This is a genomic window from Nocardia cyriacigeorgica NBRC 100375 (genome assembly GCF_000308555.1).
GTDB classification, from domain to species: domain Bacteria; phylum Actinomycetota; class Actinomycetes; order Mycobacteriales; family Mycobacteriaceae; genus Nocardia; species Nocardia cyriacigeorgica.
On record NZ_BAFY01000132.1, the window covers coordinates 52,687 to 79,235 of the forward strand.

28 protein-coding genes and 1 pseudogene are annotated in these 26,549 nt (G+C 69.5%); 14 read left to right on the forward strand and 15 right to left on the reverse strand.

What is annotated here, in order from left to right; translation table 11 throughout:
- Nucleotides 1–122 precede the first annotated feature (122 nt).
- Together RJ05_RS13105 and RJ05_RS29365 are read right to left on the reverse strand one after the other, a co-directional pair.
- The gene (locus RJ05_RS13105) at nt 123–791 is read right to left on the reverse strand and encodes a GTP cyclohydrolase II (protein ID WP_036537318.1); all 669 of its coding nucleotides are present in this window, start codon (nt 789–791) and stop codon (nt 123–125) included.
- Between the two features lie 88 nt (nt 792–879).
- A complete protein-coding gene (locus RJ05_RS29365) occupies nt 880–2,361 on the reverse strand; it encodes a PfkB family carbohydrate kinase (RefSeq protein ID WP_051016527.1) in 1,482 nt (493 codons plus the stop codon).
- A gap of 348 nt (nt 2,362–2,709) precedes the next feature.
- On the opposite strand from RJ05_RS29365, the gene RJ05_RS13115 reads away from it, so the two are divergent.
- The gene (locus tag RJ05_RS13115; RefSeq protein ID WP_174343932.1) at nt 2,710–3,075 is read left to right on the forward strand and encodes a hypothetical protein; all 366 of its coding nucleotides are present in this window, start codon (nt 2,710–2,712) and stop codon (nt 3,073–3,075) included.
- A 14-nt stretch (nt 3,076–3,089) separates the two neighbouring features.
- Here the strand turns inward: RJ05_RS13115 and RJ05_RS13120 are convergent, their stop codons facing one another.
- Genes RJ05_RS13120 through RJ05_RS13130 form a run of 3 tightly spaced genes read right to left on the reverse strand, consistent with a single transcriptional unit; the run spans nt 3,090 to nt 5,463 of the window.
- Nucleotides 3,090–4,169: a quinone-dependent dihydroorotate dehydrogenase gene (locus RJ05_RS13120; RefSeq protein ID WP_036537384.1), complete on the reverse strand. Its 1,080-nt coding sequence runs from the start codon at nt 4,167–4,169 to the stop codon at nt 3,090–3,092.
- An 8-nt stretch (nt 4,170–4,177) separates the two neighbouring features.
- On the reverse strand, nt 4,178–4,429 hold the full coding sequence (locus RJ05_RS13125) for a DUF5703 family protein (RefSeq protein WP_036537320.1): 252 nt from the start codon (nt 4,427–4,429) through the stop codon (nt 4,178–4,180).
- The gene (locus tag RJ05_RS13130) at nt 4,429–5,463 is read right to left on the reverse strand and encodes an NHL repeat-containing protein (RefSeq protein ID WP_051016528.1); all 1,035 of its coding nucleotides are present in this window, start codon (nt 5,461–5,463) and stop codon (nt 4,429–4,431) included. Before RJ05_RS13130 ends, RJ05_RS13125 begins: the two co-directional genes overlap by 1 nt.
- Nucleotides 5,464–5,623: 160 nt before the next feature.
- Between RJ05_RS13130 and RJ05_RS13135 the strand changes: the two genes are divergently transcribed.
- The 5 genes from RJ05_RS13135 to RJ05_RS13155 all read left to right on the forward strand — a co-directional run bounded on the left by RJ05_RS13135 (nt 5,624) and on the right by RJ05_RS13155 (nt 11,340).
- Nucleotides 5,624–5,974, forward strand: a complete 351-nt coding sequence (locus tag RJ05_RS13135) for a hypothetical protein (protein ID WP_036537388.1) — start codon at nt 5,624–5,626, stop codon at nt 5,972–5,974.
- 6 nt (nt 5,975–5,980) lie between these two features.
- On the forward strand, nt 5,981–6,535 hold the full coding sequence (locus RJ05_RS13140; protein WP_036537321.1) for a WKL family lipoprotein: 555 nt from the start codon (nt 5,981–5,983) through the stop codon (nt 6,533–6,535).
- Between the two features lie 22 nt (nt 6,536–6,557).
- Nucleotides 6,558–8,723, forward strand: coding sequence for an MMPL family transporter (locus RJ05_RS13145; RefSeq protein ID WP_036537323.1), 2,166 nt, complete (start codon nt 6,558–6,560; stop codon nt 8,721–8,723).
- A gap of 136 nt (nt 8,724–8,859) precedes the next feature.
- On the forward strand, nt 8,860–9,861 hold the full coding sequence (locus RJ05_RS13150; protein WP_036537324.1) for a BtrH N-terminal domain-containing protein: 1,002 nt from the start codon (nt 8,860–8,862) through the stop codon (nt 9,859–9,861).
- Between the two features lie 309 nt (nt 9,862–10,170).
- On the forward strand, nt 10,171–11,340 hold the full coding sequence (locus RJ05_RS13155) for a membrane protein (protein ID WP_036537326.1): 1,170 nt from the start codon (nt 10,171–10,173) through the stop codon (nt 11,338–11,340).
- 60 nt (nt 11,341–11,400) lie between these two features.
- Here RJ05_RS13155 and RJ05_RS13160 read toward each other — a convergent pair whose 3' ends face one another.
- Nucleotides 11,401–12,132, reverse strand: coding sequence for a hypothetical protein (locus RJ05_RS13160; RefSeq protein WP_234012256.1), 732 nt, complete (start codon nt 12,130–12,132; stop codon nt 11,401–11,403).
- Here RJ05_RS13160 and RJ05_RS32815 point away from each other — a divergent pair.
- Nucleotides 12,104–12,776 (forward strand): annotated as a pseudogene (locus tag RJ05_RS32815) (Tn3 family transposase); the annotation flags it as partial. The gene RJ05_RS13160 and the pseudogene RJ05_RS32815 sit on opposite strands and share 29 nt — an antisense overlap.
- 279 nt (nt 12,777–13,055) lie before the next feature.
- Here RJ05_RS32815 and RJ05_RS13175 read toward each other — a convergent pair.
- A complete protein-coding gene (locus tag RJ05_RS13175) occupies nt 13,056–13,700 on the reverse strand; it encodes a class I SAM-dependent methyltransferase (RefSeq protein ID WP_036537331.1) in 645 nt (214 codons plus the stop codon).
- Between the two features lie 336 nt (nt 13,701–14,036).
- On the opposite strand from RJ05_RS13175, the gene RJ05_RS13180 reads away from it, so the two are divergent.
- The gene (locus tag RJ05_RS13180; protein WP_234012257.1) at nt 14,037–14,399 is read left to right on the forward strand and encodes a site-specific integrase; all 363 of its coding nucleotides are present in this window, start codon (nt 14,037–14,039) and stop codon (nt 14,397–14,399) included.
- A gap of 140 nt (nt 14,400–14,539) precedes the next feature.
- Here RJ05_RS13180 and RJ05_RS13185 read toward each other — a convergent pair whose 3' ends face one another.
- The 5 genes from RJ05_RS13185 to RJ05_RS13200 form a co-directional block, all read right to left on the reverse strand.
- Nucleotides 14,540–15,412 carry a heme ABC transporter ATP-binding protein gene (locus RJ05_RS13185; protein ID WP_036537333.1) on the reverse strand — a complete coding sequence of 291 codons (873 nt, stop codon included), beginning with the start codon at nt 15,410–15,412 and terminating at the stop codon, nt 14,540–14,542.
- Nucleotides 15,409–15,534, reverse strand: coding sequence for a hypothetical protein (locus tag RJ05_RS32275; RefSeq protein WP_255220933.1), 126 nt, complete (start codon nt 15,532–15,534; stop codon nt 15,409–15,411). The genes RJ05_RS13185 and RJ05_RS32275 overlap by 4 nt, the downstream gene beginning before the upstream one ends.
- The gene (locus tag RJ05_RS13190) at nt 15,531–16,610 is read right to left on the reverse strand and encodes a FecCD family ABC transporter permease (protein ID WP_036537334.1); all 1,080 of its coding nucleotides are present in this window, start codon (nt 16,608–16,610) and stop codon (nt 15,531–15,533) included. The genes RJ05_RS32275 and RJ05_RS13190 overlap by 4 nt, the downstream gene beginning before the upstream one ends.
- A 133-nt stretch (nt 16,611–16,743) precedes the next feature.
- On the reverse strand, nt 16,744–17,781 hold the full coding sequence (locus RJ05_RS13195) for a heme/hemin ABC transporter substrate-binding protein (protein ID WP_081597303.1): 1,038 nt from the start codon (nt 17,779–17,781) through the stop codon (nt 16,744–16,746).
- Nucleotides 17,782–17,873: 92 nt separating this feature from the next.
- The gene (locus tag RJ05_RS13200) at nt 17,874–18,848 is read right to left on the reverse strand and encodes an aldo/keto reductase (RefSeq protein ID WP_036537336.1); all 975 of its coding nucleotides are present in this window, start codon (nt 18,846–18,848) and stop codon (nt 17,874–17,876) included.
- 256 nt (nt 18,849–19,104) lie between these two features.
- Here RJ05_RS13200 and RJ05_RS13205 point away from each other — a divergent pair, with 256 nt between their 5' ends.
- From RJ05_RS13205 to mshC, 5 genes are all read left to right on the forward strand, one after another.
- The gene (locus RJ05_RS13205) at nt 19,105–20,040 is read left to right on the forward strand and encodes an undecaprenyl-diphosphate phosphatase (RefSeq protein WP_036537337.1); all 936 of its coding nucleotides are present in this window, start codon (nt 19,105–19,107) and stop codon (nt 20,038–20,040) included.
- Nucleotides 20,041–20,056: 16 nt separating this feature from the next.
- Nucleotides 20,057–20,791, forward strand: coding sequence for a histidine phosphatase family protein (locus tag RJ05_RS13210; RefSeq protein WP_036537339.1), 735 nt, complete (start codon nt 20,057–20,059; stop codon nt 20,789–20,791).
- Nucleotides 20,792–20,878: 87 nt separating this feature from the next.
- Entirely contained in the window at nt 20,879–21,463 is a 585-nt protein-coding gene (locus RJ05_RS13215) for a DUF3090 domain-containing protein (RefSeq protein WP_036537392.1), read from the forward strand.
- A gap of 3 nt (nt 21,464–21,466) precedes the next feature.
- On the forward strand, nt 21,467–22,267 hold the full coding sequence (locus RJ05_RS13220; RefSeq protein WP_036537340.1) for an SCO1664 family protein: 801 nt from the start codon (nt 21,467–21,469) through the stop codon (nt 22,265–22,267).
- Nucleotides 22,268–22,422: 155 nt separating this feature from the next.
- Entirely contained in the window at nt 22,423–23,661 is a 1,239-nt protein-coding gene (gene mshC, locus RJ05_RS13225; protein ID WP_036537342.1) for a cysteine--1-D-myo-inosityl 2-amino-2-deoxy-alpha-D-glucopyranoside ligase, read from the forward strand.
- A 176-nt stretch (nt 23,662–23,837) separates the two neighbouring features.
- On the opposite strand, the gene RJ05_RS13230 is transcribed toward mshC, so the two are convergent.
- The 3 genes from RJ05_RS13230 to RJ05_RS13240 form a co-directional block, all read right to left on the reverse strand.
- Nucleotides 23,838–24,251, reverse strand: a complete 414-nt coding sequence (locus RJ05_RS13230; RefSeq protein ID WP_036537343.1) for a nitroreductase/quinone reductase family protein — start codon at nt 24,249–24,251, stop codon at nt 23,838–23,840.
- A gap of 120 nt (nt 24,252–24,371) precedes the next feature.
- On the reverse strand, nt 24,372–25,019 hold the full coding sequence (locus RJ05_RS13235; RefSeq protein WP_036537345.1) for an enoyl-CoA hydratase-related protein: 648 nt from the start codon (nt 25,017–25,019) through the stop codon (nt 24,372–24,374).
- 42 nt (nt 25,020–25,061) lie between these two features.
- The gene (locus tag RJ05_RS13240; protein WP_036537346.1) at nt 25,062–25,682 is read right to left on the reverse strand and encodes a TetR/AcrR family transcriptional regulator; all 621 of its coding nucleotides are present in this window, start codon (nt 25,680–25,682) and stop codon (nt 25,062–25,064) included.
- Between the two features lie 296 nt (nt 25,683–25,978).
- On the opposite strand from RJ05_RS13240, the gene RJ05_RS13245 reads away from it, so the two are divergent.
- Nucleotides 25,979–26,542, forward strand: a complete 564-nt coding sequence (locus tag RJ05_RS13245; RefSeq protein WP_036537348.1) for a TetR/AcrR family transcriptional regulator — start codon at nt 25,979–25,981, stop codon at nt 26,540–26,542.
- Nucleotides 26,543–26,549: the final 7 nt, after the last annotated feature.

The window sequence follows — 26,549 nt, forward strand, 5'->3', positions numbered from 1 at the left end:
GCTCACCGAGGCGGCACCGAGTGACGCGGCTCACTCATGGTAGCCGGAAATCGGACATTGTGACCTGGGTAACGACAGACCGGCCCAGGGGCCGCGACGGCGCCCGGACCGGCGCGTCCGCGCTAGTTGTGGCCCTGGTGCTGCGGTTCGGACCGATCCAGCAGGGCGGCTTGCGACTCCCACGCGCTGGTGTCGGCGGGAATCCAGTGTCCGCGCCGCTGCCGCTTGGCTTCCAGATATTGCGCCGCCCGGTCGCTGAGCGGGGTCGTGGCCAGGGGTACCGCGGTGACCGCGATTCCGGCGTCGGTGAGGGCGGCGACCTTGTCGGGGTTGTTGGTGAGCAGCCGCACCCGGGTCAATCCCAGTGCGAGCAGGCTGGTCGCGGCATGGGTGTAGGTGCGGGCGTCGGCGGGCAGACCCAGGCGCTCGTAACTGGTGAACGTGTCGGCGCCGGAGCGTTCGCTTTCCCGATAGCCGTGTGCCTTGGCGACCAGCCCGCAACCGCGGCCTTCCTGCTCCAGATACACCAGTACGCCGGCGCCCTCGTCCTGGATGTGGTCGAGCGACTTGGCGAGTTCGGGACCGCAGTCGCAATCCTGGGAACCGAGAGCCTCGCCGTAGAGGCAGCGCGAATGCACCCGGACCAGGCAGCCGTTGGCGGGCTCACCGAAGACGAGCACATGCCCGTCGTCGGCGCCGCCGGCCACTTCGTGGACCCGGACCCTGATATCGCGCCCGCCGCGGGTGAACCGGTGACCGGTGTCGCCGGTCGGTACCGCAACTATGGTCAACGCGCCTCCTGTGTCGAACGGGGTGGTGCCCCCGCCGGTTCGGCGCGTGCTGGGCGATCACGGCCGAACCGATTCTCGAGTGGTGTGGTTACCGCTCTTCCGGGCCGAGCCGGACGAGTCGGTCGATCTCGCCTGCCAGCGGCATGGCGCCCGGGATATCGCCGAACGATTGGGTCGCCACCATCGCAGCGGTCGCCCACACATAGTCCTGCTCCTGTGCCGGACGGCGCGCCGACAGGAGCCTATACGCCAGCGCCCCCGCGAACGCGGCCCGGGCGCCCGGGGAATCGCTGAGCGCGGCGGGGAAGCGGCCGACGTCGAGATCGAGATCCTCCGAACGCACCGTGCACGCGAAATCGTCGATGACACAGACGGTTCGGACGCCGAGCGCACGCAGATGACGGGCGATGTGATCACCGGAACTGGCCTTGACCTCCGGCACCATTTCGTCCAGTTCCCAGGTGGCGCCGATCAGATAATCGACCGCCCCCAGATGCTGATACAGATGCTGGGGTGCCTCCACCGGCGGAGCCGGATGCACCAACAGCAGCGGTCGCGGGCGCATCTGCCGTACGTGCGCCATCACCTGCTCGATCACCGGTAGCGGCTGCTCGAAGGTCAGCAGGATCGCGTCGGAGGCCGCGAGCGCCGCGTGCAGCGCGGGACCGGTGAGTTCGCGTTCACCCAGCCGGATGCGGTCGTCCTTGCAGCCGATGCTGGCCGCCACGCCGGTGGCGGTGATCATCACCGACGTCACCGGCGTGGCGGCATCGCGCACGACGGTCACCAGCTCGGTATCGACATTCTCCGCGCGGAGATAGTCCAGGATCTGCCGTCCGGCCTCGTCGTCGCCGACGGCGGCCACCAATCGCACATCCAGGCCCAGCCGGGCGGCGGCCACCGCGCGGTTGAGGCCCTTGCCGCCGGGATGGGCTTCGAAACTGCCGCGGGTGGATGTGCCCGCGGCGGGGACGTGATCGACGCGGTAGATGTGATCGATCACGGCGTCGCCGATCACCGTCAACACACCGGGTGCCGGCTCGTGCGCCCCCGTGGTGTCCACGCTGATGCCCGTGTCGACGGGGGTGCCGAACACCGGGCCGGTCGTCAGCAGTCCCGCCAGCGCGCTGAACGCGCGGCGTTCCGGGGTGGCCCGCAACGAGCGCACGGTCGGCGTGGGCGGGATCTGTTCGGCGCCGGCGATCTCGTGCAGCCGCTGCCACTGCTGGGTCAGGTATTCGCGGCGCTCGCCGAGATCCTGGGCGTAGAGGCGGTCGGCATCGATGCCCTCGGGCGTGTCGTCTCGGTACAGGCCCAGTGACAATTCGGCATCGGTGATCAGGCGATGGGTCGCGGGCAGATGGCGGGCGAGATCGCGGACCACCGGCAGCACCGCCTCCTCGGGCGTGAGTCCGCTGCGGTGGGCGTGTCGGCGCACCGCGGGCAGGTCCAGCAACGGGCCGACGTCGATTTCGGTGGTGCGCAAGCGTTCCGGGCTCAGGCCGGACCGTTTGCACAGCCGCGTGAGGATATTGCGCACGGCGACCATGCCCGAGTCCTGCTGGACCATGGCGTCCCACCTTTCGGCGTTTCCCGGTTGCGAACGAGGTTTAACGACCGGACGTTTCGGCAATTACCATATCGCAACGGCAATTGACCGCCATTCCCGGCAAATGACACACTGGGTGGTGAGAAAGCGCCGCACCAGACGGACGGGAGGCCCTGGTGATGACAACGACGCTGAGGTTGTGCAGCCGCCGCCGCAGGCACACAGCGCCCGACGGCCACATCGGGACGGACCCGGACGCATCCGCATCGCGCGGTAACGCCCGATCATCCCGCTCCACACGACGGTAGCGACGCCGCGCCGGGGCAGACCCGGCCCGGTCTCGGTGCCGGAGTTCGTCAGGAGGCAGCTGTGACCATCTACGCCACCGACTGGTCGATGACCAGCGATATCACACCCGAAACAGCCCATCGGGTACCCGGTGACTTCACCCTGGCCTGGCGGCTGAGCTGGTTACCGGACCGGCGGCTGAGCGCCGAGCAGGCCCGCGCGGGCATGGAGCTCGACGAAATCGTCAGCGACCCGGCCCTGGTGTACGACCAGGCCGCCCTCGCTCGCGGCGCGCACTGCGCCGGCATGCTCGGGCTGCTGTGGGAACACGCGATCGTGCTGCTGTCCAAGCGGCTCAGCGCCCGGATGCGCGACGGTGCGACGGTGCCCGCGGACCTGGATGAGGACCTCCGGTTCGCGGGCGACCCGCCATGCGTGCTGAGCTGATCGCGCCGCGGCCGTCAGGCGCGTGCGGTGTGCTCGGAGCCCACGGCCTCGGCCAGGCTCGCGTAACCGTTCTCGCGCAACTTCTGCGCCAGCCCGCGATGAATGCGGCGCGTCCACAGCAGACCGCCGTAGATGAACCCGGTGTAGCCCTGCAGCAGGCTCGCACCGGCCCGAATGCGTTCCCACGCCTGATCGACGGTTTCGATGCCGCCCACCGACACCAGCACCAGCCGGTCGCCGACCCGCGCGTACAGCCTGCGCAGCACCTCGAGCGAGCGATCGGCCACCGGGGGACCCGACAGGCCGCCCGCCCCGATCTGCTCGACCGCCGCCGGATCGCTGGCCAGGCCGGTTCGCCCGATGGTGGTGTTGGTGGCCACGATTCCGGCCAGCCCCAACTCCACCGCCAGATCGGCGACGGCGTCGATGTCGTCGTCGGACAGATCCGGTGCGATCTTCACCAGCACCGGCACCTCGACGGTGTCGAGCACCGCGCGCAGCAGCGGACGCAGCGACTCGACGGCCTGCAGATCACGCAACCCCGGGGTGTTGGGGGAGCTGACATTGACGACGACGAAATCGGCGAGCGGACCCAGCAGCCGGGCGCTGGTGGCGTAATCCTCGGCGGCGCGCTCGGGTTCGACGATCTTGGTCTTGCCGATGTTCGCCCCGATCGGCACCGTCGGGCGGCGCCGGGCGTGCAGCCGCGCGGCCGCCGCCGCCGCGCCCTCGTTGTTGAAGCCCATCCGGTTGATCAGCGCGCGGTCGGCCGGTAGCCGAAACAGCCGCGGCGCCGGATTGCCGGGCTGGGCCTGCGCGGTGACGGTGCCGATCTCGGCGAACCCGAACCCCATCGGACCCCACGCGTCGGCGCCGGTGGCGTTCTTGTCGAAACCGGCCGCCAACCCCAGCGGCGCCGGGAACTCGACCCCGAACACGGTGCTGCGCAGGATCGGATCGTGGCTGACCAGCAGCCGGTTCAATACCGCACGCGAGGGCGGGAACGCGGTCGCCGCACGCAGGACCGCGAAGACGAGATGATGGATGCGCTCCGGGGGAACCAGGAACATCACCCGCAGCAATAATCGGTACAGCATCGAACTCACATCCCCGGCTCGGCGGAGACCGGGCTGCTCAGCGGGGTGCGGCGGCGGCGCAACAACACCCGACGGCTGCCGTCGGTGTAGGCGCGCACCCGCGACAGCTCCCAGCCGCCGTATTCGGCCTGGATCGCCAGCCGCATCGATGCGGTCACCCTGGTCACATCCGGGGGCAGCCGCAGCGGCACGTATTCGTAATCGTCGGTGCTGGTTTCCCAGCCGGCCGGTAGCGCCGCGCGCCGGCTCGCTGCCATCACTGCCCTCTCTTCCGCTCGTCCGCGCGAATCCGCTGCAGACCGTCACCGGTCGCGGACCCGACGAACAGATCGCCGCTGCGCTCATCGACGGTCACCGAGTTCGGTTGCCCGACGGTGGGGTAGCGGCCCACTTCCTCCGGTATACCCGTCGACAGATCGAAACCGACGACTTCGTTGCTCTGCGTGCACGTCACCCAGACGGTGTCCGACTCCTGGTCATAGGCGAGTGCGTAAGGCGACGATCTTACCGGGAAACGCTGATGCAGGACGAGCGGTCCGGTCGTGTACACCAGCAGTTCCCCGCCCGCGGTGTCGGTGACGACGATGCGCCCGAAGCGGTCGCCGATCATGTTGGTGGCCCCGTCGCCGGCGCGCAACGCCAGCCCGAGGTGGTCTTCGGCGGGGTCGATCTCGGTGATCGAGGTCTGGTGGCGATCCAGCACCGCCACCCGGTCCCCGGCCACCGTCAGTGCGTCCGCCGAGATCAGGCCGTCCACGCTGTCGGTGACGTTGCCGTGCGCATCGAGCCAGAGCACCCGGCCATCGGCGGTGCCGACGACGAGCCCGCCGTCGGCGCCCGGATGCACCGATCGCGCATCGGCGTCGACGGGGACGTCGGTGACCGCACCGCTGGTGACGTCGACACGCAGCACCCGCCCCGACGCCGGAATCAACACCTCGCCGGGTGCGCCCTGGACCACCGTGGCACCGGGCGCCACCAACGCGACCGTGCGCGTGCCTGTCTCGGGCGAGGGGTCGGCGGGGTCGATGAGGTAGACCGCGGCGGTGCCTGCGCGCGCGTCGAGGGCCGCGATCCGGCCTGTCCGCGCCTCGGCGACCAGCGCGCCGATCGGCGCCGGCGCGCTCAGCACCGTCCCCGCGGGTGTGGTGGCCTGGCCGGGGGAGACGGCGGCGGTGGCGGGATCTCGGGTGGGCACCTTGTCCGAGTCGGTGTCGGACGAACAGCCCGCGAGCAACGCCAGCACCGTCACACCTGCCAGTATTGCGGGGACCGAGCCGCGTGGGCGCATCCACGAACTCCTCTACCTTGTGACACAACCGCGAACCACACCATCTGACCACGTGCGCTGCGGTGAGCATGCGGGAGGGGTTTGGCGACCGCTTCCGACGGATAATTGTGGCGGGGAGTTACGGTTGAGCCAGCACAGCGTCCAATGTCAGGAGTTCCGGTTGAAATCAGAACATCCTTCGGGATTTTCGATCGATGACTTAACGATTGGTCCGTTTGCTCATGGTTTCGGGACGACCGAGGACGGCCGGCCGTTCGCCTTCCGCACGGTCCGCTCCACGCTGCGCCTCGAGATCTACCGCCCCGACCTCGACACCGAGGTACCCGCACCCGAAGACCTCGTCGCCGTCGCCGAGGTGAAGGTCACCGATATCGACCTCGACGACGAACGCAGCGTGATCGCGCTGGTGCGTGACCTGGTCCCCGAGGCCGCACCCACCGTCGCCGACCGCGATGTCACCACCGTCCGGGCGCTGCTCGGCCGAATCAGCTCCGTGATCGATGGTATGTAGGTAGTGATGCGTTACACACCCTTCTCCCGCGCCGTCCGACCTGTCCGCGCCGCACTGGCGGCCGCGGCGCTGGTCGCGCTGGCCGCCACCTCGGCCTGCGGTTCGGGAGTCGACGACGATGCCGTCGCCGCCGCCCGCTCCGCGGCGAACGCGGCCCTGTCGTCCTCGGCCGCCGCCACCTCCTCCTCGGTCGCCGCGCGGGTCCTGCCGACCGCCGCCGAACTCGACGCCCAGATCAGGCGGGCGCTCGACCCGGCGCTGCCCGACGACGAACGCACCGCGCTCATCGAAGACGGTGAGGCCTTCCGCGACGCCATCCCCGACATGTACAAGGCGTTGCAGGACAACCCGCATGCCGTCTACGGGGTCACCGATCCGGTCTTCGACAATCACGACGGCACGCTGACCGCGACCATGCGCCTGGACAAGGACGGCACCGGCACCCAGATCCGCACCACCGTCGTGCATTTCGTGTATCTGGACGGCAAGTGGAAGATTTCGCGCACCGATCTGTGCGGCATCCTGCGCTCGGCCGATTACCGCACCCCGGCCTGCGGCTGACCCGGCGACCTCACCGACACCGATGATCTCCACTGGCTCGCAACGGTGGGGGCGGTTCGTCTACCGCCACCGCTACCTCGTCTTCGCCGTATTCCTGCTCGCGGTCGCCCTGTCCGGCTTCTACGGCCGCGATCTGTCGGGCCGGTTGACCCAGGAAGGCTGGTTCGACGAATCCAGCGAATCGGTCGCCGCGTCGAAGCTGGCCGACGCCACCTTCGGCCGCGACACCGACAGCGATTTGATCCTGCTCTACACCGCTCCCGAGGGCCGCACCGTCGACGACCCGCAGGTCCGTGACGCGGTCACCGCCCAACTCGCCGGGTTGATCGCCGAGCATCCCGACCGCATCCTCAAGATCGACAGCTACTGGGACAGCGCGTTCACCAGCGGCTTCGCCGACGACTCCCGCACGCACGCGTTCGCCAGCGTCGGTTTGCGCGGTGAAGGCACCGCCACCGTCGACAACTACACCGCCATCAAATCCGACCTGCGCGCCGGTGAACCGGGCGCCGGTCCCGCGGGGACGACGGTGCAGCTGGCCGGGCTGCAACCGGTGGTGGAGGGCATCAACCACGGCATGCAGGACGACATCCACCGCGCCGAATTGATCGCGCTGCCGATCGTGGCGATCCTGCTGTATTTCGTGTTCGGCGGCGTCATCGCCGCGCTGCTGCCGGTGCTGATCGGCGGGATGACGATCCTGGGTACCCAGGGCATCATGCGGCTGCTCACCGACCACATCGAGGTCAACGTATTCGCCAGTGCGGTGGTGACATTGGTGAGTCTGGGCCTGGCCATCGACTACGGGCTGTTCACCGTCACCCGGTTCCGGGAAGAGCTGGCGGCCGGGCGCAGCGTCGAGGACGCGGTGGCGCGCACCGTCGCCACGGCCGGGCGCACGGTGCTGTTCTCGGCGGCGATCATCGCCGTCAGCCTCGGCGCGCTGCTCATCTACCCGAACGGCGTACTGCGGTCGGTGCCCTACGGCGGTATCAGCTCGGTGCTGCTCGCGGCGGTGCTGTCGGTGACGGCGCTGCCCGCGGTACTGGCCATCATCGGGCACCGCATCGACCTGTGGGGCTGGCATCGGTTCGCCAAATCCAAGACCGCCGAAGAGATCGATGCCGGATTCTTCTCCCGGCTGGCGACTCTGGCGATGAAGCGGCCGTGGCTGGTGATCGTGCCGATCGTGCTGGCGCTGCTGGCCTTGATCGTGCCGTTCCGCCATATCGAATTCGGTGGATTGAGTGAACGCTATCTCGCCGACGACAACCCGGCGCGCGTCGCCCAGGAACAGTTCGACGAGCTGTTTCCCGGATTCCGCACCGAACCGCTGAAACTGGTGGTGGTCGGTGCGGATCCGCAGCAGCTCAGCGATATCCGCTTTCAGGCCAACCACACTCCCGGTCTGACGGGACCGTTCGAACCGGCCGCACCCACCAAGGACGGCATCAACGTCCTCAACGCCGGCCTGGTCGACGAACGAGCCGCCGACACCGCCATCGCCACACTGCGCGCCATCGACGCCCCACCGGGTGTGCAGGTGATGGTGGCCGGGGTGCCCGCGCTCGAACGCGACAGCATCAACGGTCTCATCGAGGGACTGCCGCTGCTGGCCGCGCTGCTGGTGGCCGCGGCGCTGGCGCTGATGTATCTGGCGTTCCGGTCGATGGTGCTCGCGGTCAAGGCGGTGGCGATGTCGGCGCTGAGCCTCGGCGCCACGCTCGGCATCCTGACCTGGATCTTCGTCGAAGGGCACGGCGCGCAACTGTTCGATTTCACGCCGGGCCCACTCATGTTCGCGGTGCTGGTGCTGATCGTGACGGTGGTATTCGGCCTGTCCACCGACTACGAGGTGTTTCTGTTGTCGCGGATGTCGGAGGCGCGCGCCGAGGGCGCCGATCCACCCGAAGCCATCCGCTACGGCATTGCCCACACCGGCGGGGTGATCACCTCGGCGGCCGCGATCCTCATCGTCGTCACCGGCGCGTTCGGATTCTCCGATCTGGTGCTGATGAAATACATCGCCTACGGCATGATCGCGGCCCTGATCCTGGACGCGACCGTGGTGCGGATGCTGCTCACGCCCGCGCTGTTGAAAATCATCTGGCGCGATCGCCGACGGCCAGGCCGTGCTCGGCCGGTTGCGCCAGCGGTTGCGGCCGAAAAGGCCTCGGACCCGGCCTGATCCGTCCTCGGTGGATATCGGCGGGCACCTGGATGCCCGAAACGCCATAGACCGCCGCGATCGCGACAGACACGGCGCAGGTTTCCGGGTGTGAGCCGCTGGACCCTCCTGCTACCGGAGGGATCATGATCAGGACATGATCGTCGACGGCGTCGAGGCACGCGGGATGCAGCACTGTGAGACCACCGCACTGGGTGTGCTGTTGCGGCATCAGGGGCTGGATCTGTCCGAGCCGATGCTCTTCGGACTCGGTGCCGGGCTGTCGTTCATCTACTGGGACAGCAAGACGCTGGATTTCCCGTTCCTCGGCGGACGGGTCAAACCGTTCGAGCTGACCAGGAACCTGGCGGGCACACTCGGGTTCGGCCTCGAGGTGCGCGAAACCAGCTCGCGGCGGCGGGCGTGGGAGAACGTGGTGGACTGCCTCCACTCCGGCCGGCCGGTCGGCTTGCAGCTCGACAGCTTCTACCTGGACTATTTCGGGTCCCGGGTGCACTTCGGCGGTCACGTCGTCGCGATGTACGGCTACGACGCCGACAACGCCTATCTGATCGATACCGGCCAGCAAGGCGGAGCTGTCACCACCAGCCTGAGTAGCCTCGCCCAGGCCAGGGCAGCACGCGGACCGATGACGGCCCGACACCGCTGCTTCACCCTGACCATCTCCGGCGATCTGCCCGATGTGCGCACCTCGATCGCCCCAGCCATCACCGCCTGCGCGAACTCCTTCCTGCACCCGCCGATCGCCAACCTCGGCTATCGCGGAATCGCCAAGGCAGGCAAGCTGATCCGCACCTGGCTCGACCGGACCGACGACCCGCGACACGATCTCGCGCAGGCTGCGCTGCTGATGGAGAAAGCCGGCACCGGCGGCGCGTTGTTCCGCAATCTGTACCGCGACTTCCTCGGCGAATGCGCCGAGCTGCTCGACAGCGCTCGGCTGCGCACCGGCCACCGGCTCTACGCCGAAGCCGCCAGCGGGTGGACCGAGGTTGCGAGGCTGATCACCGAGGCCGGCCTCTCCGGGGAGCAGCAATTGCTGGACCGGGCCGGCGGGCTGCTCGGCGATCTGGCACGGCTCGAGCACGAGGCCATGGGGGTGCTGAGCGAATTGGGCATCGACGACACTCGGCGTTGAGCAATCCGATCCCCGGGTGGCGGTCACGGCGGACGTGCGGGGACTTCGAGCGGGAGGATGCGCCGCACAACGCCGCCGACGAACGCGGCTGATGCTGCAGAGCACCAGCGGGTTTCCCGGTGACAGCCCCCGCGCGACGACTACCGAAGGCAATCACTGGGCACAGGCATCTCCCGCGATGTGTGGTCGCGCGGTGACGGGGAGGGTTCGGCCGTGCCCGTGAAATCCACAGAGTTCTCTCACACGACAGGGGAGTTCGAGCACGTCCGTACCCAGTAGAGTCCGCCGGGAACGGTGAGGAGATCGAACATGGTTGGTGGGCGCAACGGATTCCTGTTGCCCGCGGGAGTGGCGTCGGTGGCGGCGGGTGCGTTGCACTTGTTCGGGGCCGGGCTGCACACCGAGCACGCGACGCTGGCCCGGCTGATGGTGCTGCTGGCCGCCGCACAGTGCGCGGCTGGGCTGCTGGCGGCGCTGAGCGCGCGAAAGACCGTGGCCGCCACGGTGATCGGCGTGAATCTCGTCGCCGTCGCCGTCTGGGGGTACACGAGGTTCGCCGGACTGCCGTGGCCGGACGGGTTGTCGGCGGCCGAATCACCGCAGCTGCTCGACACCGTGTGCGCGGCGCTGGGAATGCTCGCGATCGCCGGCGCCGCGGTGGCCTTGGTGCGGCCGGGCGCGACGCTGCCCGCGGTGTCGAGCGCGACGGCCGCGAGTCTGGCAGGTGTCCTCGCCGTCGCCGCGATGCTCGGCGGTGCCGGGCACGTGCACAGCCACGGCGACGGCGCAGACCACGCCCACTCCCACGCCGCCGGCGACGAGCACACCGGCCACGACCACGACACCGCCGCCGGATGGCCGCGCCCGTGGGATCCGGCCGACCCGATCGATGTGTCCGGTGTGCCCGGCGTGACGCCGGCGCAGGAGCAGCGCGCCACCGAACTCATCCGCAGCACCCTGGCCCAGCTGCCGGCCTTCGCTGACGTCAACACGATCGGCGCCTTGGGATTCCGCTCCATCGGCGACGCCTCCACCGGCCATGAGCACTACATCAACACCGCCTACATCCGCGACGACCGCTTCCTCGATCCCGCCTACCCGGAATCGCTGGTCTACCGGGTCGACGGCGATCAACGCACGCTCGTCTCGGCGATGTACATCGCCAACGACAAGAAGATCGACGACCCCGAACTGGTGGATTTCGGCGGCCCGCTGATGCAGTGGCACGTCCACGACAACCTGTGCTGGAAGCGCGGCGACAACGGTCCGGTCGTCGCCGGCGTCACCGACGAAGCAGGCAACTGCCCGCCGAACTCGATGAACCCGGGCGCGGGCGACCCGATGGTGCACGTGTGGATCACCGCCCACCACTGCGGGCCGTTCGCGGCCCTGGAAGGCCATGGCGCCGGACAAGCCGCCGGCACACATGGCCGCCGTACCGATACCTGCTCCCACGACCACTCGGGTGGACACCGCTGAACCAGCCGGGGCGTGAGCTAGGGTTTCAGCCCTAGCGGCGTGCCGGGCACGGTCGACGGCTCAGATCGTGAAGGTAAGCCGCCCAGGGGAGATGTAGTCGGCGGGGTCGAGCAGTGCGCGCAACTCGGGTCGATGGTCGGCCGGTATCCGATCCAGTTCGGCGCGCAACGGGCGGTCGTAGGTGGCGGCCGGTGCGGTGAAGCCCGGCAGCCAATTGTCGTGGTGGGCCGGGACGAAGATCTTGGGGCGGATGGCTTCGATGTAGGTGCGGGGGTCTCGCAGGCCGTTGGTGAGCTGGTTGAAGCCTTGGATGGCGCCGATCTGGACGTCGGTTGGCGCGAGTCCGGCGAACACGTCGAACACGTGCGGTGCTTTCTCGGTGAGCGGGCCCGCCGAATCATGCCAAACCAGTGAGAAACCCTGTGCGCGTAGCTGATACAGCAGGCACCCACCCTCTTCGTCGCGCAGCCGCGGCAGGCCGGTGCGCAGGTCGTCGAGCGTCGGCGGGTGCTGAGCGATCGCGCACAGATCCGGCACCGGGAAGAACGGCAGCGAACCGTTCACCGGTTCGGGTGCCGTCGGCCCGGAATGCAGATGCCGCACCGCCGTCACCTCGATGTCGCCGATCCGGAATTCGTGGGTCTGCCCCGGGGCGGTGCCCGCGTCGCCGAGAACGACAGTGCCGAACATCGGATCCGGTACCTGCGCGCGGATAGTCGCGCAATGCTCCGCGGTAATGCCACCGATCTGCTGATCACCGAACACGCCACCGATCCGGGACCTGGGCCGCATCACCTTGTACCGGCCGGGCCCGCGCGCGGCCGCCGAGGATCAGTTCCCGCACGCGGGCCCGTTGATGACCCGTAAGGCCAACCTGGATTTGGTCGCCGAGCACTGGGACGATCTGCTGCGGTTGGCCGGATCGTTGAAGTTCGGGCACGCCACCGCGTCCCTGCTGGTCGGCAAGCTCTCGGCGTCGGGTCGCCAGAACACCCTGGCCGCGGCGCTCGAGGAGTACGAGGCGTTGCGGCGCACCATCTACGCCGCGAAGTACCTGGCCGATCCGGACTACCGGCGCAAGATCCCCGCCAGCTCAACAAAGGCGAATCCCTGCACGCGCTGCGCCGGCATCTGCTCTACGCCCACGAGGGCATGATCCGGGCCCGCCAGCTCGCCGACCAGACGGAGCAGGCGTGGTGTCCGACCCTGCCACCAACACCGTGATCGCCTGGACCACCGAGTACTACGGCCTCGCGGTCGAGCAGATGCGCCGGGCCGGCCACCGCATCGACGACGAGGTCCTGGCCCACATCTCACCCGCGCACAGCGCCAACATCAACTTCTTCGGCACGATCGAAGTCGACATCGACGCCGAACTCGCCGCGCCCGGCCCGACGGGCTACCGGCCGCTGCGGGTGCGTGACACCCTGTTCTGACCGGTCCCGGCGCTACCCCAGGGCCCGGTTCGTGTGCTCGCGGCCGAGCCATTCGGTGGTCGTCATATCGGGGATCAGGTCCGCGCAAAATCGTCCGTCCTGTGTCCAGTCGTGGTCCCAGGCTCGCGGGTAGTGCGGTCCGGCGACGAAGCCGAAGGAGTAGGGGCGCCCTCGACTCCGATCCGCAGCTTGTCGGCGGTGATGCCCGCCCACTGGCGTCCGGAGTGCCAGTGATCACCCGCCACACCCGGTCAGTGGCGAGCCCGGCATATGCAGAGGTTAGGACTTACTGCGTGCGAAAAGAATCGCTTGCTGAGCTTTCGCATCCGGGTCGAGCAGAATCTGGGCCTCGACCACGAATCCGGCATCGTGCAGCCAGGATGCCACCTGGTTCGGCTGACGGTGGTGGACATGGACCTTCATCGGGTGACCGCCGTAGCCCTCCGTCTTCAACAGCGACTCGTCGCCGACGTGAAACAGCAGTTGCAACGGTCCGCCGGGACGCAGCGCTCGGTGGAAGCGCCCGAACACAGTCGGCACCTCGTCGTCGGGGATGTGGATCAACGACTGCCAGGCGAGCAGGCCGGCCACCGAAGCGACGGGCAGGTTCAGCTCCGTCATCGAGCCCACCTCGAACCGCAGGCCGGGGTGGTCGCGCCGGGCCACGTCGATCATCGCCGGGGAGAGGTCGATACCGAAGGCGTCGACACCGAGCTCATGCAGGTGGGCGGTGACTTCACCGGGGCCGCAGCCGACGTCCGCGACCGGTCCGCCGCCAGCGGTCCGCACGCTGTCGGCGAACAACGCCAGAGCCGCGCGAAGGTACTGGTGTCCGGCGAGGGCGCCGCGCACTTGGTCGGCATAGCTGACCGCGACCGTGTCATAAGAGGTTCGGGTGTCGGCCAACCAGTCATCCGTGGTCATGACCGGCACGATATTCCATGATCGCGGCGGACTCGGCGCTACCCGGGAACGACAAAGGTGCCTCCACCCGGCCGGGTGGAGGCACCGGCAGGCAGGACGGCATTGCTCATGGCGCGGGCCCCGAGAGACTCTGCCGACTCTGTCATCCGGTGGCGTGGGCATCAGTGACTGCGGCGGACCCGCTCCGCCGCGTACACGAAGCGACCCCGTTATCCGGGGCAAGACGGAGCAGGGATCCGATGGCCGCGAAGGTGACCTGGCTGCGCACCGCAGCGCTGCGCACCCTGCGCTATCCGCCGACGCGGCGCCACCCACCACGAACACGTCCTCGACAACGTGTACTGGGACGCCGGCACCGCCCGCCTGCTTCCCCGGCTCATCCGCGACCGCACCCGCGGCCCCGTGTTCGTGACCCACCGCCGACCGGGACCCGGCAAGTACCTCGCCGACCGCGACGTCTGCCCCGACACCGGCCTCGCCCGGCTGTCCTACGACCAGGCCCGCGACCTACTCGACGCCGCCACCGGCACCGACGGGCCCGGCACCGGCTGGGACCTGCACCAACTACGCCATTCCGGCCTGACACACCTCGGCGAATCCGGCGCCAGCCTGCTCGAACTCACGGCCAAGTCCGGCACCGCAAAGCCGGGAACCTGCGCCGCTACTTCAAACCGTCCCCACAGGCGATGCGCGAGCTGACCTCGATCCTGGGCCCGGGAGCCGAACGTCGACGCTGACCAGCAGTGACGCCGTATCCGTTGGTTTTTCGGCGGTTACTACCGGAACCCCCTGCTGTCGGTTGAGCGGCGTGCCGGAGCCGTCACCGAGGGGCGCGGCTCCTACTCGCCGCCCCCGCCCCGCACCGGCAGCACCAGCTGCGCACCGGTTACCGGGTGGTCGAGGACCTCGACCGGGTATTGGTAGACGCTGGTGAGTAGTTCGGTGGTGAGGACGTCGCGGGGTGGGCCGTCGGCGGCGATGCGGCCGGCATCGAGGACGGCGACGCGGTCGGCGTAGGCGGCGGCGACGCCGAGGTCGTGCAGGACGACGACGACCGCGGCGCCGGCTGCGGCGCGTTCGTCGGCCAGGCGCAGCACGGTTTCCTGGTGGCCGAGGTCGAGGGCGGCGGTCGGTTCGTCCAGCAGCAGGGTGGCGGTGTCCTGGGCCAGGACGCGGGCCAGGGCGACGCGGGCGCGTTCGCCACCGGACAGGGTGGGGAACGCCTGCTCGGCCAGGTGCGTGACGTCGGTGGCGGCCATGGACGCGGCGATGATCTCCTGGTCGCGTTCGCGCAGCGAGGTGCGCTGCCAGGGGGCGCGGCCCATCGCCACCACCGCGCCCGCGGAGAACGGGAATCCGACGGTGTGGCTTTGCGGCAGGACGGCGCGGCGGCGCGCCATATCGAGCGGCGTCCACTGGGTGAGCGGGCGGCCGTCGAGTTCGACGCTGCCTTCGGTGGGGTCCAGTTCACCGGCAAGCACGGCCAGCAGCGTCGATTTGCCGGCACCGTTCGGACCGACCAGCGCCACCACTTCGCCTGCGGCGACCTCGAAGTCGACCTCGGCCAGCACCCGCCGCGGCTTCGCGCCGCCACCGCGCCGGTCCACGCTCACCCCGCGCGCACGCAGCGTCACCGCACCGCGGGCAGGTGGGGACGGCAGCTCGTGCGCCCGGGCGAGGACGGCTTCCAAGCCCGTCTTGAGTCCCGTCACGCGCTCACCACCGTCGATGACATGCTCGGCGCCGAGATCACCGCAAGCCGAACGTGCATGGCGTTGGGCGCATTCCAGTGGCGGGGCGGCGTGGCGGATCGGCCCGCGTGCGGTTCGTTCATGCCCATCCTCCCGAGCGCGCGCGGGTGCGGCGCAGCAGCCAGAAGAAGAACGGCCCGCCGATCAGCGAGGTCAGCATGCCCAGCGGTAGGTCGGCGTTGTCGACCAGTGAGCGTGCGGCGACGTCGGCGGCCAGCAACACCACCGCCCCGAGCACGGCGCTGAGCGGGATCAGCACCCGATGCCCGGGCCCGACCAGCATCCGCACCAGGTGCGGCACGATCAGCCCGACGAACAAGATGATGCCGCTGAACGCGACCCCGGCGGTGGTCAGGATCGCCACCATCACGATCACATTGCGCCGCAACCGCTCCACGTCGACACCCAGATGGCGGGCCGCCGACTCACCCAGCGACAGCAGGTCCAATTTCGGCGCCACCACGATCGCCGCGCCCACCCCGACGACGGTGAGCGCGGCCACCACCCATACCGCCGACCAGGTGGCGCCGTTGAGACTGCCCAACTGCCAGAACACGATCTGATCCCGGGCGGCGGGTGAGGCGACGAACAGCAGGAACGCGATGAGCCCGCTGGCGAAGGCGTTGATGGCGACACCGGTGAGCACCAGTGTCACCACTTCGGTGCGGCCGTTGGACCGGGCCAGCAGATATACCAGCGCTGTGGTCGCCAGACCGGCCACGAACGCGGCGGCGGCCACCGACCAGGCCGCCACGAACGCCCCGCCCACCACGATGACGGTGCCCGCGCCGACCGCCGCGCCGGCCGACACCCCGATCACGCCCGGTTCGGCCAGCGGGTTGGCGAACACGCCCTGCAACAACGCACCGGCTGTCGCCAGCGCCGCGCCCACCAGGATCGCCAGCATCACCCGCGGGAACCGCACCTCCCACAGCGTCACCTCACCGGCCGGGTGTGCGGGCATCGGCCCCCAGTCGAGGCCGATGCGGTGCAACACCGATCCGGTCACTTCGGCGATGCTCGTCGGTACCTGCCCGATCGCCGCGGACGCCAACGCCAGCACGATCAACGCCGCGATGGCTGCGGCGAACACGAGCGTCGTACGGGACCAGCGCGGTGTCGTGGGACGCCGTTCGGCGAGCTCGATCTGTTCGCTCATGCGCCCGCCCCGCGTGCGGCCGGTTGGGCAGGGCGCGGCGCGGTGCCGGTGAGCGCGGCCGTCGCGGCGGCGTCGACGGCTCGTTCGCTTCTGCGGGGCGCGCCGCACAGTCCGCGGCGTCCGGGGATGCCGCTCATGCTCCTGCCGGACCGTAGACGGCTTCGCTGAGCGCCTCGATGACGCGGCCGGTGTTGGGGCCGAAGCTCAGCAGCACCGCATCCGACATGTCCACGATGCGCTGGTTGCGCCCGGCCGGGGTCTGCGCGATCCCCGGAATCTTGGCCACACCCTCGACCCCGCCCACCGATTTCAGCCCGTCGGTCATCACCAGCAGCACATCCGGGGCCGCGGTGATCATGGCTTCGCTGGTGATCGCGGTGAACGGTTCGCTCACCCCGGCTTCGGTGCCGGCGTCGCGGGCACCGATGGCGGCGATCAACGCGTCGGCACCCGAACCGGGCCCGGCGAGCATGGTGATGGCGGTGGAGCGCAAGTACAGGAACGCGATCTTGAGTGGCGGATTCTGCGCGGGTACCGCGGCGGAGGCGGCGGCGATCTCGTCGCGGGTGCGCTGGGCCAGCGCCTGGCCGCGATCCGGGACACCGAGCGCGGCGGCGACAGCTTCGATCTGCGGGACGACGCCGTCCATGGTGCGTTGCGGATCGAAGTAGACGACGGTGACGCCGGTGGCGCGCAACTGTTCCCGCACCGCGGGCGAGGCGCTGGTGGTGTCGGTGAGGAACACCGTCGGGCGCAACGCCAGGATCGATTCCACGTTCAGTGAACCGTTGCCGCCGGTGACGTTGGGCAGATCGGCGACTTCGGGGAACACGCCGGCGGTGGAGCGGCCGACGAGGTTGTCGCCGAGCCCGAGCGCCCACACCGTCTGCATGAGGGTGCCGTAGCGGTCGGCGGCGATGATGCGGTCGGCGGAGGTGACGGTGACCTCGGTGCCGTCGAAGGAGCGCACCGTAGCGGGCAGGGCCGGGGTCGGTTCCGGGCCGATCGGGACCGGCGCGGCGTCGGCCAGCTGCGCGGTGGCCGGTCCGCGGCGGCCGTCGACGGCACCCTGACTGCCGGCGCCGCACCCGGTCGACACCACCAGCACACCGAGCGCGAGCACCACGAGCAGGGCTCGGACCCACCCGGATCGGACACGGTCATACCTCATGTAGGCAAGCCTAACGGCGGCTCCGCCTGCGGTGCGGCCTCGGTCCGGCATATCACGTTCGAATCCCCTGGCGCACCGGCAATCCACCACGGCTAGTCGGTGCGCGCGCTCACATCGTCGAGCGCGGCGGCGATGGCACGCGGCAGCTCGAGCGTCTCGGCGGCCAGCACACCGGTCAGCTGGCCGATGTCGCGGGCGCCGACGAACATGCTCGCCACTCCCGGCCGGTCCCGGATCCAGGCCAGCGCTACCGCCAGCGGCGAGGTCGCCAACCCGTCGGCGGCGGTGACCAGTGCGTCGACCACACGGGTGGCGCGGTCGTCGAGCCTGCCGCGGATCTCGGCGGCGGTGGCTTCGTCGGCACCGCGGGAATCGGCGGGGACCCCGTCGCGGTATTTGCCGGTGAGGATGCCGCCGGCCAGCGGGGCGGTGGCGATCATGCCGACCCCGTGGTGGGCCGCGGCGGGCACGGTGTCGTCCTCGGCGCCGCGCGCCAGCAGCGAATAGGGCGTCTGGGCGACGGTGATCGGCGCCATCGCGGCCAGGCTCGCCAACTGCCACGCGGTGAACCCGCGGACCCCCGCATATCGCACCCGCCCCGAACGCAGCGCCAATTCCACGGTGGCGGCGACCTCCTCGAGCGGGGTGCGCGGATCCCAGGCCGCGATATGCCAGATGTCGAGATGATCGGTGCCCAGTTCGAGCAGAGTGCGATCCAGTTGCCGCAGCAGCGTGCGGCGTGAGGTGTCCACCCCGATACCCGGTGCCTGCGGTAGCGGAGGCGTGCCGTCGGCGGCGGGCGGGGCGGGTCGCGGGTGCAGGCCCGCGCACCCGCTGAGCACCAGATCGTCGCGGGAGACCAGATCGCCGAGCAGGTCGGCCAGGATCCGCTGGGCCGCGCCACCGGCGTAGACCGGGGAGGTGTCGACGAGAGTGCCGCCGGCCTCGACGAACGCCATCAACTGCACCGCTGCCTGGTCGGCATCGGTGCGGCTGCCCCAGGTGTGGGTGGCCAACCCGATCCGCGACACCCGCAGGCCGCTGCGACCGACTGTCCGCTGTTCCATCACCGTGTCCGCGCATTCGTCACGGCGCCAAGCGTAGAGCCTGATCCGCCGGTGCGGTCCTTCTCGCGCGCCGGGTCGCGCGTCGTGTGGGCCACACCGCACCCCACCCAACCCCGACCGGCGCCGCCGAGGTCAACACGGTACTGTCGCTGCGAGATAGCGGTCCGAACGCCGGGGTCACCCGCCGATGAACCAATCATCTTCTCGGAACGGATATTTCGGCGGCAGTACAGGAGGGTGAGTGATAGGCGAGTCGATGACCTGGCTCCAGGCGATAGTGCTCGGCCTGGTGCAGGGGCTGACCGAATTCCTGCCGATCTCCTCCTCCGGACATCTGCGGATCGTGTCGTCGGTGTTCTTCGGCGACGACGCCGGCGCCTCCTTCACCGCCGTCACCCAGCTCGGCACCGAGGCCGCGGTACTGGTGTTCTTCGCCAAGGACATCTGGCGCATCGTGCAGGTGTGGTGTGCCACGGTGTTCGAGAAGCTGACCCAGCGCTCCCGGGAGACGGTGCCGCTCAGCGAGCAGGTGACCACGAAACTGCCCGTCGTCACCGGATCCGGGCCCGTCGGTTACGACCCGGGCGCCGACGCGCAACGCGAACTCGACTACCGCATCGGCTGGTATGTGATCATCGCCACCATCCCGATCGGGGTGCTGGGTTTCCTGTTCAAGGACGTCATCCGCACCGGTGCCCGCAACCTGTGGCTGGTGTCGTTCATGTTGATCGCGTTCGCGCTGGTGATCGCGGCCGCCGAGTACTACGGCCGCAAGACCCGCCCGATCGACCAGCTCACCACCCGTGACGGCCTGGTCATGGGCTTCGCCCAGTGCCTGGCGCTGATCCCGGGCGTCTCCCGGTCCGGCGCCACGTCCAGCGCGGGCCTGTTCCTCGGGCTCGAACGCGAGGCCGCGGTGCGGTTCTCGTTCCTGCTGGCCATCCCCGCCGTGACCGCCTCGGGCCTGTTCAGCCTTCCCGACGCCTTCGAACCCGCAGGTGAGGGCCTCAATGCCAGTGGCCCGCAGCTGCTGGTGGCCACGCTGATCGCGTTCGCGGCCGGGTACGCCTCGGTCGCCTGGCTGCTGCGTTTCGTCAGCAATCACAGCCTCTACTGGTTCGTCGGCTACCGCATCGTGCTCGGCGTGGTTGTGATGGGCCTGCTCGCGGGCGGGGTGGTGTCGGCGACATGATCGCTAGGCTGGCGCCATGACGGTGATCCTGCTGCGCCACGGTGTGTCGACCTCCAACACCGCGCACACACTGGCCGGCCGCAGCCCCGGCGTCGAACTCACCGACCGCGGCGCCGAACAAGCCCGCTCGGTCGCCGAACGCCTGGGCGGGCTGCCGATCCAGCAGATCGTCATCTCACCCATGCTGCGCTGCCAGCGCACCGTCGCCCCACTGGCGGAGAAAACCGGCCTCGAACCGGTCGTGGAGGCGCGGCTGGCCGAAGTCGACTACGGCGACTGGACCGGCCGCGCCATCTCCGAACTGCTGAAAGAACCGCTGTGGAAGGTCGTGCAACGGCATGCCTCCGGCGCGGTGTTCCCCAGCGGCGAAGGCCTCGCCGACGTGCAGACGCGCGCGGTCGCGGCGGTCCGCGAACACGACCGCACGCTGGCCGAGAAGCACGGCGGTGATGTGCTGTGGGTGGCGTGCACCCACGGCGACGTCATCAAATCGGTCCTCGCCGACGCGCTCGGCCTGCACCTGGACGGCTTCCAGCGCATCGTGGTCGAACCGGCCTCCATCAGCGTGGTCCGCTACACCCCGACCGCCCCGTATGTCACCCGGATCAACGACACCGGCCCCGATCTCGACGGCCTGGTCCCCGCGCCCGCACAAAGCTCCGCCCAGTCGGGTCCGGTGCCCGGGGGTGAGATCGGTGCGGCCGGGAACACGGATAATGGGAATACGCGGCCCAGCGATTCCTTGTCATGAGTAGTCGGCCGAACCGGGCAATCGCGGCCGCGTCGACCCCGATACGGGCGCCGCGGGCCGAACATGATCACGTATCAGGAGGTGCATGTGTCACGAGCAATCCATGTATTTCGCACCCCCGAACGTTTCGTCGCCGGAACTGTCGGTGAACCGGGCGATCGCGCGTTCTACCTGCAGGCCGTGCAAGAGCCCCGGGTGGTGAGCGTGCTGCTGGAAAAGCAGCAGGTGAAGGTGCTCGCCGACCGGATGGGTCTGCTGCTGGACGAGGTGGCGCGCCGCTTCGGCGCCGAGGTGCCGCCGCAAGCCGACGACGTCAGCGACAACGCACCGCTGCTCACCCCGATCGACGCCGAATTCCGGGTGGGCACCATGGGCCTGGGCTGGGACGCCGACGCCGGCGCGGTTGTGGTGGAACTGCTGGCGATCACCGAAACCGAGGTCGACGAATCGGTGGTGCTCGACGACACCGAAGAAGGCCCCGATGCGGTGCGGGTGTTTCTCACCCCGATGCAGGCTCGCGAGTTCGCGCTGCGCTCGGCGCGGGTGATCGCGGCCGGACGCCCACCGTGCCCGCTGTGCGGGGAGCCGCTGTCGGCGCGCGGGCACATGTGCGTGCGCACCAACGGCTACAAGCGCGGTGACATCTTCGGCGCCACCGAGCTGGAGGAGTGAGCGGTGCCCGCGGCAGGTGACGAGTTCACCACCGGCGAGCTGACGGTGATCGGGCGCGTGACCACCGCGAGCAACCTCACCCTGGTCTGCGATATCGGCGACGGCGAAGCACCACTGCGGGTGGTGTACAAGCCGGTGCGCGGGGAACAGCCGCTGTGGGATTTCCCCGACGGCACCCTCGCCGGCCGCGAAGTCGCCTCCTATCTGATCTCCGAGGCACTGGGCTGGTCGGTGATCCCCGAGACGATCCTGCGCGACGGCCCGTTCGGGCCGGGCATGGTGCAACGCTGGATCACCGCAGCCGACAACCACACCGACCGCGGCCACCGCCTCGACCTGGTCGACCTGTGCCCGCCGGGCGCGGTTCCGGAGGGGTTCTGCGAGGTGCTGCGCGCGCTGGATCCCGAAGGCAACGAGGTCTCGCTCATCCACGCCGACGACCCTCGCCTGCACCGGATGGCGGTGCTGGATGTGCTGCTCAACAACGCCGACCGCAAGGGCGGGCACGCCTTGGAAGGCATCGACGGCCAGGTGTACGGCGTCGACCACGGCATCTGCCTGCACAGCGAGCACAAATTGCGCACCGTGCTGTGGGGGTGGGCCGGTCGGCCCATCGATGCCACCCTGCTCGCCGATATCGAATCGTTCACCAACGCGCTGCCGGGCGAGCTGGCCGACACCCTGTCCGCGCATATCGCCGATGCCGAGATCGACGCGTTGCTCGACCGCGCCAAACGGCTGCTCGACGAGCCGACGATGCCGCTGCCGTCCACCGCACGCCCCATTCCGTGGCCGGCGTTCTGAGCCCTGCGCCGGTCATCGGTTCTGCCTGAGCCAAACCCTTGACACCACGGCGACGCCGGTTCCGTGCAGGTCCGCGCCCGCGTATCGCATGCCGTGTCAGGCGTGTGTGCCGGGGTGGGCGCCGACGGTCTCCACGACACCTTTACCCTCGAAGAATGCAGTCCTGGTCCGATACCCCGATCCCGACGGTCCCCGGAGCAGGACCCCCGTTGCGGTTGTACGACACCGCCGACCGGCAGGTGCGCCCCGTGACTGCCGGCGCCACCGCCAGCATGTACGTGTGTGGCATCACCCCCTACGACGCCACCCACCTCGGCCACGCCGCGACCTACCTCACCTTCGATCTGATCAACCGGATCTGGCGCGACGGCGGCCATGAGGTGCACTACGTGCAGAACGTCACCGACGTCGACGATCCGCTGTTCGAGCGCGCCGCCCGCGACGGCGTCGACTGGCGCGAGCTGGGCACCAGCGAGATCGAGCTGTACCGCGAGGACATGGCCGCACTGCGGATCGTCCCGCCGCGCGACTACATCGGCGCCATCGAATCGGTCGACGAGGTGGTGGAGTTCGTCGGCAAACTCGTCGCTTCCGGCGCCGCCTACACCGTCGACGATGCCGAATTCCCCGACATCTACTTCCGCGCCGACGCTACCGAACAGTTCGGCTACGAATCCGGCTACGACCGGGCGACCATGGAGCGGTTGTTCGCCGAACGCGGCGGCGACCCCGACCGTCCCGGCAAACGCGACACCATCGACGCGCTGCTGTGGCGCGCTGCCCGCCCCGGCGAACCGTCGTGGCCGTCGCCGTTCGGGCCGGGACGCCCGGGCTGGCATATCGAATGCGCCGCGATCGCGGTGAACCGGCTCGGCACCGAGTTCGACATCCAGGGCGGCGGCAGCGACCTGATCTACCCGCACCACGAGTACTCCGCCGCACACGCCGAGGCGCTGGTCGCCGGACGCCGCTTCGCCCGCCACTACGTCCATGCGGGGCTGATCGGTTTGGACGGGGAGAAGATGTCGAAATCCAAGGGCAACCTGGTGCTGGTGTCGACGCTGCGCCGCGCCGGGGTGGATCCGGCCGCGATCCGGCTGGGCCTGCTGGCCGGGCACTACCGCCAGGACCGCATGTGGACCGACGCCGTACTCGACGAGGCTGGTGCCCGGCTGGATCGCTGGCGCTGCGCCACGGCCCTGCCCGCCGCCGGCGCCGCCACCGACACCATCGCCCGCCTGCGCCAGCACCTGGCCGACGATCTCGACACCCCGAAGGCGCTGGCCGCGGTCGACAACTGGGCCGATGAAGCGCTCACCTACGGCGGCACCGACACCGATGCGCCGGCCGCGATCGCGACCGCGGTGGACGCCCTGCTCGGCGTGCGGCTGTGAACCGCTGAACCCACCTGTCCCGGGCCGGAACGTGCGATGCCGGTCCGGGAAACCGCGGGCCCGATCGCGTCGGCGCCGATCCGGCACTCGGGCCTGTCGCGGTGCTGACCTATCGGTGGTCGCCGGTGCGGCGGAGCCGCGCGCGAATCGGGTGATCTCCCCGAACCGGCGTCATGTCAGCGTGATGAGGCCGCGGTGTCGATGCGCACCAGTACCTGTTCGGTGCCGTCCATCGCGAATCGGCCGGCCACCGAGCGGATATAGCTGCTGAAGCGGGCCAGCTGCTGTGGAGTCAGTGGTTCGATGGAGGCGATCCCGCTTCGCCAGCGCAGCCCGGTCCGCAGCCGAACCCGCGGATCGGCCTCGATGTTGCGCACCCAGTCCGCGCGCCGCCCATGCACCGACACCAGCAACATCTGCGTGCCTTCGGTGATGCCGCGCGCCAGCGGTTTGCGCCGCGGCTGCCCGGACTGCCGGCCGGTGGTTTCCAGCACCACCCAGAACGGCACGATCGGGGCCAGCAATCGCGCGCCGGGCCCGGACAGCTTCCAAAAGCCCAGGACCCCAGGGGGTCTCGTCGACTGCGTCATCGCCTCACCCTAGCCGGGTGCCACGCGGCGGCAAAGGGTTCACCGCAACACTTGTGGCCGGCACGCGCGCCGGGACAGGCCGTGAGTGAGGCCGGTATCTGCTGACGGCCCCGTCCGCGATCAGGTGAGCGCGTCGATGGCGGTGGCGAACATCGTCTGCTTGATGGCGGCCAGGGTGCCCGGGTCCTTGGCGCCCAGCGGGGCCAGCAGCTGGGTCGCGGCGGAGACGAGTTCGCCTTCGGGTGCGGTGGCGTCGACGATGCCGGCCGCGGCTGCGTCGACGCCGCCGTAGCGGCGGCCGGTGGTCATCGAGGCGACCGCGGCCTGCGGGGTGAGCTTGGCCTGGATGAGCGCTGCCATTCCGGGGGTGAACGGGATGCGGATGTCGACTTCGGGGAAGCAGAAGTAGCCGCGGTCGGCGCGCATGATGCGGTAGTCGTGGGCGATGGCGAGCATCGCACCGGCGCCGAAGGCGTGGCCCGGCATGGCCGCGACGGTGGGCACACCGAGGGTGAGCACGCGCGCGAAGAGGCCCTGGACCCGGCCGACGTACCAGTCGGCGCGCTCGCCGTTGGCCGAAAGCCATTCCAGGTCGAGGCCATTGGAGTAGAACTTGCCGCTCGCGGTGGTGATGAGGGCGTGCGCGCCGTCGGCCGTGACGGTGTCGAGGTGGGTGTTCAGCTCGTCGAGGAAGGCGGGGGAGAACCGGTTCTCGCCGTCGCCGAGGTCGAGGACGGCGATCTTATCGTGGTAGTCGAGGGTGGGCATGGGGCTCCTTGTTTTCGGGTTGTTTTCGGGGTTTTGCCGGGATCAGTCGGGGGGTCCGACGTCGAGGACGGCGCGTACCGCCGCCTCCAGTTGGCGTTGGGCATGGGGCGCCCTGATCTGGTTGCGGCGCAACAGAATTGCTGTGGGTAGATCGACCAGGCAGGTGGTGATGACGGCGACGGCGGGCCCGTCGCGGCGATCCCACATCACCTGCGCCAGCCGAATCATCAATCCCACCAGGGCCCGGTCGGTGCCGGTGAGTTCGGTGGCGAGGGTTTCGGGCAGGTCGTGGCCGAGCAGTTGTTCGCGCGAGATGGTCAGCAGCAGGGCCGAGGAGTCCGGGTGCGCGCGGGCGAAGACCGCAGGTGTGCGGGCGGCCGCGACCACCGCGTCCACGCATGCGGGGGAACCGGGCTGTGGTGCGGCCGGGAGGGCGGCGTCGATGTGGATGGTCTGCAGTTCCAGAAACCGGTGCGCCGCTCGCAACCACGCCCGTGCCAGCAGTTCGGCCCGGGAGCCGAAGCTGTGGTAGATCGCGCCGTTGGAGACGCCGGTGGCGGCGGCGACGGCCCGGATGGTGACCGCGGCGGGGCCGGAACGCGCGGCCAGGTGTTCGGCGGCGTCGAGGACGGCGTCGAGGTCGTGGATGCGCGGGCGAGGCATGCGGCCACTATAACAGAGCAAGTGCTCTGTTATACGAGCCTGGTGGCCAGCGGCAGTGAAGCCGACGTACAGGTGGGCGCGTGCGGGTGTCGCGGTCGATACGCTGCCGAATCCTGCACAGCCATCGGGCACGCGGTGTCCTGTTTAGTTCCCGCACTGAATGTTTCAGTGGGTAACTGATACCGGATGACACTCTGTAATCGGCGTCGTGACTCGGCTACCCTCGGGCCAGCCGACGACACGATGGGGTACCGTTCGGTCCTTCCACCCAGCCCACACCAGAAGAACGGTGCCGTATGTCACGAGTGGTCACCAAGGAGCAGTACTTTCACACCGGACTGGAAGTGCTGGCCGAACTCGGCTTCAAAAACCTCAACATCGGTGTGCTGTGCCGGCGCCTCGGTGTCACCAGCGGCTCTTTCTACCATCATTTCGGCAGTTGGCAGGGTTTCGTCGACGCCCTGCTCGACCATTGGGAGAACCGCCAGGTCCTGATCCTGCGCACCCTCAACTTCAACCAGGGCCATCCCGACGACGACATTCGCGCCATGTCGGATCTGGCGCTCGGCCTGCATCATGCCGCCGAAGCCGCCATCCGCGCGTGGGCGGCCAACGACGAGTCGGTGAATCTCGCCGTCAAGCGGGTTGACGAATCCCGCAGGCGCACCGTGCACAAGGCGATCAAGGGGGTAGTCGGTGATGACGAGACCGCGGCCGTGGTCACCGAACTGGGGATGGCGATGTTGATCGGCTTCCAGCAGACCGCCACCGGTGAACAACCCATCGGGCTGGACCGGCTGCTCACCGAATACGCCCGCCTCATCTACACCCACGCCCGCCGGGTGGGTGCCGGCTCGTAAAGTGGGG

What these genes read in the sequence shown, in the direction of transcription:
- RJ05_RS29365 (WP_051016527.1), bottom strand. Translation starts at nt 2,361, where the DNA reads ATGGTCCAGCAGGACTCGGGCATGGTCGCCGTGCGCAATATCCTCACG.
- RJ05_RS13200 (WP_036537336.1), bottom strand. Translation starts at nt 18,848, where the DNA reads ATGGAACAGCGGACAGTCGGTCGCAGCGGCCTGCGGGTGTCGCGGATC.
- RJ05_RS13210 (WP_036537339.1), top strand. Translation starts at nt 20,057, where the DNA reads ATGACGGTGATCCTGCTGCGCCACGGTGTGTCGACCTCCAACACCGCG.
- RJ05_RS13175 (WP_036537331.1), bottom strand. Translation starts at nt 13,700, where the DNA reads ATGACCACGGATGACTGGTTGGCCGACACCCGAACCTCTTATGACACG.
- RJ05_RS13130 (WP_051016528.1), bottom strand. Translation starts at nt 5,463, where the DNA reads ATGCGCCCACGCGGCTCGGTCCCCGCAATACTGGCAGGTGTGACGGTG.
- RJ05_RS13140 (WP_036537321.1), top strand. Translation starts at nt 5,981, where the DNA reads ATGCGTTACACACCCTTCTCCCGCGCCGTCCGACCTGTCCGCGCCGCA.
- RJ05_RS13145 (WP_036537323.1), top strand. Translation starts at nt 6,558, where the DNA reads ATGATCTCCACTGGCTCGCAACGGTGGGGGCGGTTCGTCTACCGCCAC.
- RJ05_RS13240 (WP_036537346.1), bottom strand. Translation starts at nt 25,682, where the DNA reads ATGCCTCGCCCGCGCATCCACGACCTCGACGCCGTCCTCGACGCCGCC.
- RJ05_RS13155 (WP_036537326.1), top strand. Translation starts at nt 10,171, where the DNA reads ATGGTTGGTGGGCGCAACGGATTCCTGTTGCCCGCGGGAGTGGCGTCG.
- RJ05_RS13230 (WP_036537343.1), bottom strand. Translation starts at nt 24,251, where the DNA reads ATGACGCAGTCGACGAGACCCCCTGGGGTCCTGGGCTTTTGGAAGCTG.
- RJ05_RS13195 (WP_081597303.1), bottom strand. Translation starts at nt 17,781, where the DNA reads ATGAGGTATGACCGTGTCCGATCCGGGTGGGTCCGAGCCCTGCTCGTG.
- RJ05_RS13150 (WP_036537324.1), top strand. Translation starts at nt 8,860, where the DNA reads ATGATCGTCGACGGCGTCGAGGCACGCGGGATGCAGCACTGTGAGACC.
- RJ05_RS13205 (WP_036537337.1), top strand. Translation starts at nt 19,105, where the DNA reads ATGACCTGGCTCCAGGCGATAGTGCTCGGCCTGGTGCAGGGGCTGACC.
- RJ05_RS13235 (WP_036537345.1), bottom strand. Translation starts at nt 25,019, where the DNA reads ATGCCCACCCTCGACTACCACGATAAGATCGCCGTCCTCGACCTCGGC.
- mshC (WP_036537342.1), top strand. Translation starts at nt 22,423, where the DNA reads ATGCAGTCCTGGTCCGATACCCCGATCCCGACGGTCCCCGGAGCAGGA.
- RJ05_RS13160 (WP_234012256.1), bottom strand. Translation starts at nt 12,132, where the DNA reads ATGCGGCCCAGGTCCCGGATCGGTGGCGTGTTCGGTGATCAGCAGATC.
- RJ05_RS13190 (WP_036537334.1), bottom strand. Translation starts at nt 16,610, where the DNA reads ATGAGCGAACAGATCGAGCTCGCCGAACGGCGTCCCACGACACCGCGC.
- RJ05_RS32275 (WP_255220933.1), bottom strand. Translation starts at nt 15,534, where the DNA reads ATGAACGAACCGCACGCGGGCCGATCCGCCACGCCGCCCCGCCACTGG.
- RJ05_RS13125 (WP_036537320.1), bottom strand. Translation starts at nt 4,429, where the DNA reads ATGGCAGCGAGCCGGCGCGCGGCGCTACCGGCCGGCTGGGAAACCAGC.
- RJ05_RS13245 (WP_036537348.1), top strand. Translation starts at nt 25,979, where the DNA reads ATGTCACGAGTGGTCACCAAGGAGCAGTACTTTCACACCGGACTGGAA.